Here is a 12,096-nt window from a genome sequence, read left to right as displayed (position 1 = left end):
ACCCTATTAAAAAATATAAGTCAAGCTTTTTTCAAATTTTCTCCCTATTTTTAATTGTATTTTAAAAAAATCCTAACAAATTTTTTCTTTATCCTCACCAATATTTTCCTTATATTTCCTCTATATTTTTCAAAATCTCCCTATTAATTTTCTTTATTTTTATCAATATTCCTTACATCTATAATTATAAAAAAAAGTATTTGACATTCTCACAAAATATGATATAATAAAAAACTTAGGGAAATTTTATGGTATGAAATAAAAAATCACTAACAAAATAAGGCTAGATTTTTCTAGCTTTTTTTGTTATAATTAATTCCTGTAATCAAATAAAAATGTCGTGATTTTTTTGGAATAAAAACGATGTTTGAGCGTAGCGAGTTTCGTTTTTGTTTCAAAAAAATGCTTAGACAAGCCGGGGATGCAAGGGGGATGGCGACTGTTCCCCCTTGCACTTTTAAAATAAAATAATATATAAAGAATAGTATTAATTTTTATTCACAAAAATAATTTAAATATAAAATCAGAAAATTTACTTCCAAAACAACTTATCAAATAAAGTCTTCCTTTTAGGCATCCCCTCAATTTTAATCCCCTTCTTTATCCAATACTTCCTACAAGAAATATTATACAATGGCTCATCCGCCAAGCTATCCGAATAAAATTTCACAATCTCATATTCAAACCCATTTTCCTTCGCCCATTCATCCAATTTTTTAACCTTCTCATCTCCTTTATTATTCTCCCCATCAATTTTCGCAACAAAAGTTACCTTATCATCCTTCCCATCATTTACAAAATTAGTCCCAAAAACCTTATCATACCCTAGTGACAACAAAAAATTCTCAATCAAAAACAAAGGACTAGCCGAAGATACAATAACCATCTCACACTCCTTCTTATTTTTTTCCAGTTCTTCCCTTGTCCAAGAATAAATTTTATGCCTCTTAGTCTCCCAAAACCCAGCTACCAATTTCTCAACCTCTCCTTTAGAATGTCTCTCCAAAAACTCAAAATATCTCTCCTTCAAAGTTGTCAAGTCAATTATTTTCAACAAATAAAAAATCAAATCCTTAGAATATTTCATTAAAAATAAAACCGACCTAATCGGATACTTCTTCAAATAAAACACCGAAAAATTAACCCCTGTCTCCCCATCATAAAGCGTCTTATCAAAATCATAAACAATAATTTTCTTCTTCCCAACTTCTTCTTTTCTCATCTAATAAACTCTCCTCCCATTTCCCAATAACAAATCTAACTTTAAAAAAATTTATTTGACATTTTCATAAAATATGATATAATAAACTCACCTTAAGAACCCTAAGGGGAACTTGTTCGTTAAATAAAATTTACTAGCAAATTAAACTGGATTTTCCCAGTTTTTTTTATTATAATATTACGGAGTTCTAGTAAAACTCATATTTAGCGAACAGGAGGTAAGAGATGTCAAACGAGGATCTTATCAGACTTATCATTGTTCTATACATCGTTTATAGAATAACTAAATAGTCTGACAAAACCGAATTTCACCTCTACCTCTGCCCTTAGGGGCTTTTTTTTAACTCACTTTTCTAAACAAATTAAAAAAATTATGACAAGGGGTCAAGACCCCTTGCTTCAGAATATTTTAAAAATTTATTTTATATTTCCTCTTTTTGTTACAACAATACAAACCACAATTTACTGTCGGAGCATTTTTATGTGCTGACAAAACTGTTTGAGCGTAAGCGAGTTTTTTGCCAGTACGTAAAAATGTCGTAGACTAGCCGGGGATGCAAGGGGGATGGCGACTGTTCCCCCTTGCACTTTTAAAGTAAAATAATATATAAAAAAATGAATTAACTTTTGTTCACAAGAATTATCTAAAGTTTAAACCTAGAAATTTAAAAAATCCTATTTTTGCTGAATAGCAAATTCTAATGTTTTCCCATACAAAACATATTTAACATTCCGCAATTCCTCAATGTTATTAGCATTTAAAGCACACATTATCATCCTGCATTCATTTTTCCAGCTCTCTAAAATTTCAATCACTTTCTCAATTTCATAGTTCACAGCCAATTCTAAAATTACTTTTGAAATTCCTACTGCTTTTGCTCCTAAAACTAATGATTTTATAATATCTAATGGATTTCTAACTCCTCCACTTGCAATAATTTCCACTTTATCCACATATTTTTTCAAATTCAAAAGGCAGGAAATTGTAGTCTGTCCCCAATTATCCAAATAATGAAGCCCATTTTCCCGCCTCATATTTTCAATAAATGCAAAGCTGGTTCCCCCACGCCCGCTAATATCAAAAGTCTTTATTCCAAGCTTAATCCCTTTTTTCACTGCATTCTCAGTCATTCCAAATCCAACTTCCTTCAATACAATCGGAATTTCAATATTTCGTGCAAATTCCCGTAAATTATTTTCCCATTCTCTAAAATTTCTACTTCCCTCTGCCATAATAAGCTCCTGCATAAGATTTACATGAACTTGTAAAAATAACGGATCCAAAGCCTTAATCGCCTTAACTCCAGCCGTATAATCCTTATCAATCCCAATATTCGTAGCAAGTTTCAATCCTGGATTTTCCCTTTTTACAATTTCAAACGAATCATCTCCAGCATTTTTCAAAGCCGCACTATAAGACCCTGTTACAAACAGTAATCCACACTCATTCGCAACTCTAGCCAATTTCTGATTAATTTTTTTCGCATTCTCACTTCCACCCGTAATCGCATTAATAAAAAACGGCACTTCAAATTCACACCCTGCAAATTGAGTTTTCAGCTCAATTTCTTCAAGATTATACTTAGGAATTGAACAATGGATAAGCTCAACATCATCAAAACTATTGTATTCACTTCTATGTTCCAATGCATACTTAATATGCTCATCTTTTCTATTTTTCAATTTTTATCTCCTTTTTTTATTTATTTATAATTTTTCAGAATACAGCAACTCAATCCCAAGTTCTCTCCATTTTTCAACAACTATCCTAGTATCCTTTTCATTAAAGGAAAGTGCAATTCCACAATCTCCACCACCTGCCCCGCTACTTTTTGCACAAATATCCAAATTTTTTGTTGCATTTACCAATTCTTTTAATTTTTTATTATAAATATTTTCATTTAAATTTTCAAGCAATTTCCCATTTTCACCAATACATTTTTTAATCGTCAATTTATCCCCATTCCTTATAGCTTCCCTAAGTTTTTTCACAACTTCTTCCACATTTTCCAAAAAATTTTCACTTTCACAAATAGAATTTTTCACAATATTTATCAAATCCTTTGAAATAGCAGGCTTCTTTGTCCATCCAACTAAAAATTCACAACTTAAATTATTTTGATTTAATTTTTTTTCATCAAAATAAAGTTCAGAAACTTCATAATTCCAATCAGCTTCTAATACATCTTTCAAAGTTTCCTTCTCTATTAATTCCCTAATTTTTTTTCTGTCAAAAGATCTGTAAAAAATCAGACTTTCATAAGAAATACAGGCAATATCGCCCATAGAGCCATTATCTCCACGTTTTAGCAAGACATAAGAAGACAATTTAAAAATCATTTCTTTAGAAACTTCCAAATTATATAAATTCAAAATGGATTTTATTGTCAAAATTACAACACTCCCGCTTGAGCCGATTCCAAATTTTTTCCCATCTCTTTCCATTTTCCCAGTAATTTCCAGCTCAAAAGGCTTGATTTCAAAATTTTTTAACTTTAAATATTCACTCATAACAGATATTGCTTCACAAATAAGCGAATAATTTTTATCAAAATTTTGCAAAATATTTTCATTATTAAAAGTATCTTTTTCAAGAGTCAATTTATAATCAAACATATCTGAAAAAACCATATATTCATCCATATTTGAAAAACTTATTCTTGATTCCATAAATATATTTACATTTTTTATAATTGCACTTTGCCCAGCCGTCAAAATCGAATATTCTCCAGAAATATAGAGCTTTCCACAAGTTTTATTAGTCATTATTTTATTTTCTAACATTTTTTCACTTTCAATTCTTTTCTATTTTTATTTTTTCACTTCATAGCAAATTTTTATCATTTATTTATAAATTATACCATAAAAAAATACGATTTTAAACTGTTTGACAATAGAAATATAATATGATACCATTAATTAGTAAAATTTAAAAAGGAAGTGGTTTTAATGAACGAATTAATAAAACAATTACAAAATAGACGTTCTGTAAGGGAATTTACAGGCGAAAAATTAAAGGAAGAAGATTTACAAACAATTCTTGAAACTGCCCAAAGAGCTGCAAATTCAGTTAATGGTCAGCAAACTTCATTGATTGTCATAAGAGATAAGGAAAAATTAGCAAAAATCGCAGAATTATGTGGCGGACAAAAACATATCGCCCAAGCTGAAGCATTTATTTTTGTACTAATTGACTTCCACCGTGGAGTTTATGCTTCAAATTCACTTGGAAAAAGAAACATCGCTCCAAAATCAGCCGATGGAATCCTAGTTGGAGCAGTAGATGCTGGAATTATGGTAAACGCACTGCAAACCGCAGCTTTTGCCCTTGGTTACGGAGGTACTGTAATCGGCGCAATTAGAAAAGAAACAAAAGAATTTATAAAAATGCTAGGACTTCCAAAATACGTATTTCCAATCGTTGGAACAACAATCGGAGTCCCTGCCGAAAGAAGCCTAACAAGAGTAAAACCAAGAGTTCCACTAGATACATTCGTATTTGAAGACACTTATAATGCGAAAAAAGTTGAAGAAGGAGTAGAATTCCACGAAAAAGACACCATAAAATGGCGTGAAGAAAACAACACCCCACAACTGCCATCATACAAAGAAATGCTAGTAAAAATCTACGAAAACTTCCACAACAAGTCAAAACAGGATTTAGAAGGTCAAGGCTTTAAATTTACCGACGACTTGGAACAAGATTTATAATTTTAAAAAAAATTTTATTTTAAAATAGACTTAAATATAGATAAAAAAATACCAAGCAAAATTTCGTTAAAGAAAAAAGAACTGTTTGAGCTTTTGGAACATATTTCAAGTTAAATTCATTTATTCATATTAAAATAATCTATTTTCAAAAGCGAGTTTTCTTTTTTCTTTATAAGAAATTTTTGCGTAAAGCGAGGTTGTAAGGGCATGGCGTCTGATGCCCTTACGTTAAAAAAAAATAATAATAATATAAAGAAAAATTATTATTAACTGAAATAATCAAAAAGAAAAATTTATAAATTTACTAAATAATATTTGGAGGAAAAAAAGAAATGATAAAATTTACAAAAGCAAAAAAAATATTAATGGGATTAATGGTATTGGGACAATTAACAGCAATTCCTACTATTGCAACTGCTGCTCCATCTGCAAAGGAAGCTGCAGAAATCAAAAAATATGATTCATTAAATACTGCAGCCCAAGATTATGCAAAAGCACTACAAGAAATTTCAAATTATGGTTCACGTGAAATACTGAAATCAATTAACCCAGATGTCGACAAATATGTTGCAAAAATAAATAACCCAACACTAAAAAAACAATGGGAAGATTCAAATACTATGCTTATTGAACAATTTGAAGTATCTGTTTACAAAGTAAATGAAAATGGAAATGATGGTGAAGTTGTATTTTTAATTAAAGGATACGATGAAAAGGCATTGGATAAATATTTGGGAGATAATGCAAGTCAATATGCAAAAGTTGATAGTGGAAAAGACGAAGTCGAAGTTGACATTGAAAAATATATAAAACTTCAATATAATTATTTGAAGAATACAAAAAAAATCAATTTAGCAACATCTACTGTTAAATTTGCCAAAGGAAACGACAATAAATGGCAACTTGTCAAATAAACTTTTCTTCATAATTTAATAACAAGAAGTTTTGACTTACTATTTAAATATGAAATTTAAAATAAATATTCAAATAAAAAAGCTAGAGAAATCTAGCTTAATTTTTTTACAATAACAAAATATAGTTTAATTCTATTCAAAACTAAACTGTTAATAATTCTTTTTCCTTTTTATTCAAGGCATCATCAACTTGTGCGATAAATTTATTTGTTGTTTTCTGAACTTTTTCTTCATTTGCTTTCAGTTCATCTTCTGTAATTTCACTATCTTTTTCAAGTTTTCTAAGTTTATTATTAATGTCTTTTCTTACGTTTCTAATTGCAACTTTTCCTTCTTCAGCTTCTTTTTTTACCATTTTTACATATTCTTTTCTACGATCCTCTGTAAGTTCTGGCACAACAAGTCTGATAACTTTTCCATCATTTGAAGGATTAAATCCTAAGTTTGCTTGTAAAATAGTTTTTTCAATTACTGGAATTAATGATTTATCCCAAGGATCAATTACTAATAATCTAGCTTCTGGAGCTGAAACTGTTCCAACTTGGTTAAGCGGAGTTGGCGAACCATAAGCTTCCACAGTTACTCCGTCAAGCATAGAAACACTCGCACGTCCTGCTCTTACATGTGAAAATTTATCTTTTGTATTTTCCACAGATTTTGCCATTTTTTCTTCAGCTTCTTTTAAAATTGTGTCTAACATTCTTACCACCTTTTTATTTTTATTTTTTTCTTTTTTCAATTTTTTACCTAATATTTTTTATTTTTTTACAGTTGTTCCTATATTTTCACCTTGAGCCATTTTTAGTATATTTCCTTCTTCTAAAGCGTTAAATACTACAATTGGCATTTGATTTTCCCGGCATAGTGAAAGTGCTGCTGTATCCATTACTCCTAAATTTTTTGAAATTACTTCATCAAAAGTTACAGTGTCGTATCTAACAGCATCACTAAATTTCATTGGATCCTTATCATAAATTCCATCAACTTTTGTACCTTTTGCAAGCACATCTGCTTGAATTTCCACAGCTCTTAAAGCTCCCGAAGAATCTGTTGTAAAATAAGGATTACTTGTTCCACCTGCAAAAATAACCACTCTTCCCTTTTCCAAATGTCTTATAGCTTTACGTCTTATGTAAAGTTCTGCCACTTGCGGCATTTGAAGTGCAGTCATCACACGTGTTGGAACTCCTAAACTTTCAATCGAATTTTGCAATGCCAGTCCATTCATAATAGTTGCAAGCATTCCCATCGTATCTCCAGTCACTCTGTCAAATCCCTTTTCCATCCCGCTAATTCCACGAAAAATATTTCCACCACCAATAACAATAGCAATTTGTACACCTTTTTCATGAACATCCTTTATTTGTTTTGCAAAACTTTTAAGCACTTCATTTGAAAATCCAAATTCCTTATTTCCTGCAAGTGCTTCTCCACTTAATTTTAATAATATTCTTTTATATTTAAACATTTAGAATCCTCCATAAATTTTATAAATTAAATAAAATTTTCTAAACATATTTTGTCTAATGCTAAATTCTATTTTAAAACAGAAAAAGATTTTATTTTATAACAAGGGGTCTTGACTCCTTGCCAAATAAAGTTTCTTGATAAATTTTCCACTTGAGTGAAAAACAGTATAGAACAATTATTTAAAAATTTGCGAAAAAATAAGGGGATTTAATTCCCCTTATAGTAAAAATTAATTTCCAGAAATTTGTGCAGCTACTTCAGCAGCGAAATCTACTTCTTCTTTTTCGATTCCTTCTCCAACTTTAAATCTGTCAAATGAATTTATTGTGCTAGGGGCAATAAATTTCCCGATAGTAACGCTGTCATCTCTAACATATTTTTGTTGTACTAAACAGTTTTCTTCGTAGAATTTTCTCATTTTTCCTTCTAATATTTTTTCAATAATGTTGGCTGGTTTTCCTTCAGCTATTAATTGGTGTCTTGCAATTTCTTTTTCTCTTTCCAAGTCATCAGCTGTAACTTCTGACTTATCCAAGTATTTTGGATCCATTGCTGCAACGTGCATTGCAACACCTCTTGCTTTTTCAACATTTTCAGGAGTAGCTTCTCCATTAACATCTAATAATACACCAATTTTTCCACCCAAGTGAATATAAGTTTCAATGAATCCGTCAGTAGAAATTACCTTTAATCTTCTGATATTCATATTTTCACCAATTTTAGCGATTAATTCAGTTAAGTGAGTTTCAACTGTTTTTCCTTCAAATTCAATTGCCTTCAATTCATCTTCACTTGTCAAGTCATGATTTAAAGTCAAATCTACCAATTTTTCCCCAAATGATTTAAATTCATCATTTTTAGCAACAAAGTCAGTTTCAGAGTTAAATTCCAAGATAGCACCTTTTTTTCTATCTTCAGAAACTGCTGCAAATACTAATCCTTCTGCTGCAACTCTTCCAGACTTTTTAGCCGCTTTAGCAATCCCTTTTTCTCTCAGCCAGTCAATTGCTTTTTCAATATCTCCACCGTTTTCTTGTAAAGCCTTTTTACAGTCAAGCATTCCTGCTCCTGTTCTTTCTCTTAATTCTTTAATAAGTGCTGTTGTAATTGCCACTTTATTTCCCTCCTATTTATTGTTATCAGTTCCTTTAAATTCAGTAAAAAAATATTTGTTTTGATTATGATTAATATTCGTCTGGATTGTCTTTTAAAATTAAAGCACAGACGATGTATGGTAGTATTCCAGTTCCAAATGCAGATGCAAAAATAACCCAGAGTATTCTTATAACATTTGAATCAATATCAAAGTATTCTGCTATTCCTCCACAAACTCCTGCTATTTTTCTATCTTTTAATGATTTATATAATTTTTTTTTCATATTATTTCCTCCTAAAATACATTTCATGGTAAATTATTTAACTAAAAGAAAAAGTAAATCTTTTCTAAAAAATTAAATAATTTTGTATTTTGGCACATCAAATTATATATATATCTTTGATTTTTAAAAATTATTCTTCAGTTACTACTTCTTCTACTACTTCCTCAACGATTTCTTCGCTTGCAGGAACTTCCACTTCTGCTCCTTCAGCAACATTTTCAATTCCACCGTTTCCTTCAATTGCAGCATTTGCAATAACTTGCGCAAATAATTTTACTGATCTTATAGCATCATCATTTGCAGGAATTTTGTAAGTTACTAAATCAGGATCTACATTTGTATCAATTAATGCGATTACAGGGATTCCCAATTTTTTAGCTTCTTCTAATGCTAAGAATTCTTTTTTAATATCAACTACAAATAATGCAGCTGGTAAAGTGTTCATTTCTTTGATTCCACCGATATTTTTAGAAAGTTTTGCCATTTCTTTTCTTAATAATCCAGCTTCTTTTTTAGTGTAAGCTGTATCTAAAGTTCCATCAGCATCCATTTCTTCTAATTCTTTTAATCTTTTTACTCTTTTTTTGATAGTTTCCAAGTTAGTTAATAATCCACCTAGCCATCTGTGATTTACATAAAATCCTCCAGCTCTTTCTGCTTCTTCTTTAATAGCTTCTTGAGCTTGTTTTTTAGTTCCAACGAATAATACTTTTCCACCTTCTTCAGAAATTTGTCTAACAAATTCATAAGCCGCTTCAGTTGCTCCTAAAGTTTGGTGTAAATCCAAAATATGGATTCCGTTTCTTTCTGTAAAGATATATGGTTTCATTTTAGGATTCCATCTTTTTGCTTGATGTCCAAAATGTGCTCCCACTTCTAATAATTGTTTCATTGTAATAACTGCCATTACGTTTTTCCTCCTAAATTTTTTTTGGTTTTTCTCCCACTTCTCTTCAAAAGACAGATTGTAATTTCACTTTTTTATTTAAACTTTTCTAATTTTTAAATATTCTAAAAAATTGCAACACCCTATCTCTAAATAATACAAAGTGTGATTTATATTTAATAATCATCGTATTTTACCATTTTTTTATCACTTTTGTCAATACTTTAAAAATTTTCTATCAATTTCACTTGCTCATCCAACAAAACAGTTCTCATTTTTTCATTTCTTTCCTGTCTTAATTCATTATACTTTGCCACAAATTCATTCTCTGTCAATCTTTGATCCCTCAATTTGCCAACTGCTCGTTTAAAATCTCTTTCATATTTTAAAACACGTGATTTCTGAACATTTGTCAAATTAAGACTATCAACAAGATTCTTAACCTTATCATTTTTTTCGTTAAATAATTCCTTTTGCGAATTTATATAAGAATTATAGGCTTCCAGCTGCTCATTAGACAGAATTTTTGCAATTGCTCTGTATCTATCTTGTTCGATTTTCCCAATTTTATCCTTTTTTTTATCGAACTGAACTAAATCATTTTCTACTCCTTCAGCCTTTTTCTGATATTCATCAAATATTTTTGATAATTTTTTTTGCTGATTTTTAGTGGCATTTACAACTTTGAACAAGTCCTCCTTAGAAATTTTCACAATGTAGACCTTTTGATAATAATCCTCATAAGAATAAGACAAAACACTTATTCCCATCACCAATACAGATAAAAGTGCTATTTTTTTTACTTTATTCATTCTCTTCATTTCCTTTACTTTTTTGCAAAAAACTTCCCATTTTGCTAAATACTCTTAAATATTAATTTTACTTAATTTTTGCCAATTTTAAAAGTTTCAAATTATAGTTTTTAAATAAATCTATTATTTTAGTTACTTTTTATTTGTTATTACAGTTATAAACTATTAATTATTTGAATTGTTATAATTAGGTGCCTCCTTTGTAATTATAACATCATGAGGATGGCTTTCCTTAAGTCCTGCTCCTGTTATTTTTACAAATTTTCCATTTTCTTTTAATTCATTAATTGTAGGTGTTCCGCAGTATCCCATTCCAGAACGAAGTCCACCGCAAATTTGGTAAACTGTGTCTTTTAATGCACCTTTATGTGGAACCATTGATTCGATTCCTTCTGGAACTAATTTTTCAGTTGCTGCCTCAAGCTGAAAATATCTATCACTGCTTCCCCTCTTCATTGCCGCAAGTGATCCCATTCCAGCATAAGTTTTAAATTTTCTACCGTTATAAAGAATTTCTTCTCCAGGCGCTTCATCAGTTCCCGCAAGCATTCCACCAAGCATTACGCAGTCTGCTCCAGCCGCAATTGCTTTTACAACATCTCCAGACAATTTAATTCCACCGTCAGCAATAACTCCGATTCCTTTATCCTTACAAACTTCTGCAATATTCATAACAGCTGTTATTTGTGGAACTCCAACTCCTGATACAACTCTTGTTGTACAGATAGATCCAGGCCCAACTCCGACTTTTACTGCATTTACCCCAGCTTCAATCAAGTCAAGCGCAGCTTCTGGAGTTACAATATTTCCACCAATAATGTCTAAGTCAGGAAAAGCTGCCCTGATTTCCTTTATTTTATTAATAACTCCAATCGAATGTCCATGAGCTGAATCAACAGCGATAATATCAACTCCAGCATCCACTAAAGCCGCAACCCTTCTCACAGTATCAGTTCCAATTCCAACTCCTGCTCCAACTCTAAGTCTTCCTTCCTTATCCTTCGCAGCATTAGGATAATTAATAACATTGTCAATATCTTTAATTGTAATCAGACCTTTTAATTTAGTACCTTCCACAATCGGCAATTTTTCAATTCTATTTTCCAAAAGAATAGATTTTGCTCCTTCAAGAGTTGTTCCAACAGGTGCAGTTACCAAATTATCCTTTGTCATAATATCCACAACTCTTAATGACAAATCTTCTCTATATTTTAAGTCACGATTCGTAATAATTCCCTTTAAATTCCCTTCATCATCAACCACAGGCAATCCAGAAACTTTATAATTTCTCATCAAGTCATGAGCATCTTTTAAAACAGCATTTTCTTTCAATGTAATAGGATTTGTAATCATCCCACTTTCATATCTTTTTACCTTCGATACTTCGTCAGCCTGTCTTTCAATAGTCATATTCTTATGAATAAACCCAATTCCACCTTCTCTTGCAAGTGCAATCGCAAGTTTTGATTCTGTAACCGTATCCATCGCAGCACTCAATATTGGAATATTCAACACCAAATTCTTAGTTAAATTAGTTTTTAACGACACTTCATGCGGCACAACACTAGATGCTTGCGGAATTAACAGCACATCATCAAAAGTCAATCCTTCAGAAATTACAACTTTATCTTTTTGACTCATTTTAAGATTCCTCCTCATTTTATTTTTAAACTTTGTTTATTTTTCTTATCTTTCAAAATTTC

At 30.5% G+C, this 12,096-nt stretch carries 12 protein-coding genes; 2 read left to right on the top strand and 10 right to left on the bottom strand.

Features of this window, described 5'->3' with window-relative positions:
• Positions 1 to 532: 532 nt before the first annotated feature.
• The 3 genes from FVE73_RS02785 to FVE73_RS02775 form a co-directional block, all read right to left on the bottom strand.
• Complete coding sequence (locus tag FVE73_RS02785) at positions 533 to 1,222, bottom strand: HAD family hydrolase (RefSeq protein WP_018498917.1); 690 nt, start codon at positions 1,220 to 1,222, stop codon at positions 533 to 535.
• A 674-nt stretch (positions 1,223 to 1,896) separates the two neighbouring features.
• Positions 1,897 to 2,904 (bottom strand): type 2 isopentenyl-diphosphate Delta-isomerase, encoded by a 1,008-nt coding sequence (gene fni / locus FVE73_RS02780; protein WP_018498916.1) that lies wholly within the window; start codon positions 2,902 to 2,904, stop codon positions 1,897 to 1,899.
• A 24-nt stretch (positions 2,905 to 2,928) separates the two neighbouring features.
• Positions 2,929 to 4,005 (bottom strand): phosphomevalonate kinase, encoded by a 1,077-nt coding sequence (locus FVE73_RS02775; protein WP_018498915.1) that lies wholly within the window; start codon positions 4,003 to 4,005, stop codon positions 2,929 to 2,931.
• A 165-nt stretch (positions 4,006 to 4,170) separates the two neighbouring features.
• On the opposite strand from FVE73_RS02775, the gene FVE73_RS02770 reads away from it, so the two are divergent.
• A complete protein-coding gene (locus FVE73_RS02770) occupies positions 4,171 to 4,932 on the top strand; it encodes a nitroreductase family protein (protein WP_018498914.1) in 762 nt (253 codons plus the stop codon).
• A 332-nt stretch (positions 4,933 to 5,264) separates the two neighbouring features.
• A complete protein-coding gene (locus tag FVE73_RS02765; RefSeq protein WP_018498913.1) occupies positions 5,265 to 5,846 on the top strand; it encodes a hypothetical protein in 582 nt (193 codons plus the stop codon).
• A gap of 142 nt (positions 5,847 to 5,988) precedes the next feature.
• On the opposite strand, the gene frr is transcribed toward FVE73_RS02765, so the two are convergent.
• The 7 genes from frr to guaB form a co-directional block, all read right to left on the bottom strand.
• Positions 5,989 to 6,546 carry a ribosome recycling factor gene (frr, locus tag FVE73_RS02760; protein WP_026239070.1) on the bottom strand — a complete coding sequence of 186 codons (558 nt, stop codon included), beginning with the start codon at positions 6,544 to 6,546 and terminating at the stop codon, positions 5,989 to 5,991.
• A 57-nt stretch (positions 6,547 to 6,603) separates the two neighbouring features.
• Positions 6,604 to 7,314 carry a UMP kinase gene (gene pyrH, locus FVE73_RS02755; RefSeq protein WP_018498911.1) on the bottom strand — a complete coding sequence of 237 codons (711 nt, stop codon included), beginning with the start codon at positions 7,312 to 7,314 and terminating at the stop codon, positions 6,604 to 6,606.
• Between the two features lie 231 nt (positions 7,315 to 7,545).
• Complete coding sequence (tsf, locus tag FVE73_RS02750) at positions 7,546 to 8,430, bottom strand: translation elongation factor Ts (RefSeq protein ID WP_018498910.1); 885 nt, start codon at positions 8,428 to 8,430, stop codon at positions 7,546 to 7,548.
• A gap of 70 nt (positions 8,431 to 8,500) precedes the next feature.
• Positions 8,501 to 8,695, bottom strand: a complete 195-nt coding sequence (locus FVE73_RS02745) for a PspC domain-containing protein (RefSeq protein WP_018498909.1) — start codon at positions 8,693 to 8,695, stop codon at positions 8,501 to 8,503.
• A gap of 130 nt (positions 8,696 to 8,825) precedes the next feature.
• Positions 8,826 to 9,602: a 30S ribosomal protein S2 gene (gene rpsB / locus FVE73_RS02740; protein WP_018498908.1), complete on the bottom strand. Its 777-nt coding sequence runs from the start codon at positions 9,600 to 9,602 to the stop codon at positions 8,826 to 8,828.
• 203 nt (positions 9,603 to 9,805) lie between these two features.
• Positions 9,806 to 10,393 carry a hypothetical protein gene (locus FVE73_RS02735; protein ID WP_018498907.1) on the bottom strand — a complete coding sequence of 196 codons (588 nt, stop codon included), beginning with the start codon at positions 10,391 to 10,393 and terminating at the stop codon, positions 9,806 to 9,808.
• 165 nt (positions 10,394 to 10,558) lie between these two features.
• Positions 10,559 to 12,034 carry an IMP dehydrogenase gene (guaB, locus tag FVE73_RS02730; protein ID WP_018498906.1) on the bottom strand — a complete coding sequence of 492 codons (1,476 nt, stop codon included), beginning with the start codon at positions 12,032 to 12,034 and terminating at the stop codon, positions 10,559 to 10,561.
• Between the last annotated feature and the right edge of the window lie 62 nt (positions 12,035 to 12,096).

Origin of the sequence: Leptotrichia wadei (assembly GCF_007990545.2) — a bacterium.
In the GTDB taxonomy this organism is placed as follows: Bacteria; Fusobacteriota; Fusobacteriia; order Fusobacteriales; family Leptotrichiaceae; genus Leptotrichia; species Leptotrichia wadei.
This window is presented reverse-complemented; position numbering and strand designations above follow the sequence as displayed.

Coding starts and splice junctions, on each gene's coding strand:
- FVE73_RS02775 (WP_018498915.1), bottom strand. CDS start 4,005: ATGTTAGAAAATAAAATAATGACTAATAAAACTTGTGGAAAGCTCTAT.
- FVE73_RS02785 (WP_018498917.1), bottom strand. CDS start 1,222: ATGAGAAAAGAAGAAGTTGGGAAGAAGAAAATTATTGTTTATGATTTT.
- guaB (WP_018498906.1), bottom strand. CDS start 12,034: ATGAGTCAAAAAGATAAAGTTGTAATTTCTGAAGGATTGACTTTTGAT.
- rpsB (WP_018498908.1), bottom strand. CDS start 9,602: ATGGCAGTTATTACAATGAAACAATTATTAGAAGTGGGAGCACATTTT.
- FVE73_RS02765 (WP_018498913.1), top strand. CDS start 5,265: ATGATAAAATTTACAAAAGCAAAAAAAATATTAATGGGATTAATGGTA.
- FVE73_RS02770 (WP_018498914.1), top strand. CDS start 4,171: ATGAACGAATTAATAAAACAATTACAAAATAGACGTTCTGTAAGGGAA.
- FVE73_RS02735 (WP_018498907.1), bottom strand. CDS start 10,393: ATGAATAAAGTAAAAAAAATAGCACTTTTATCTGTATTGGTGATGGGA.
- FVE73_RS02745 (WP_018498909.1), bottom strand. CDS start 8,695: ATGAAAAAAAAATTATATAAATCATTAAAAGATAGAAAAATAGCAGGA.
- frr (WP_026239070.1), bottom strand. CDS start 6,546: ATGTTAGACACAATTTTAAAAGAAGCTGAAGAAAAAATGGCAAAATCT.
- pyrH (WP_018498911.1), bottom strand. CDS start 7,314: ATGTTTAAATATAAAAGAATATTATTAAAATTAAGTGGAGAAGCACTT.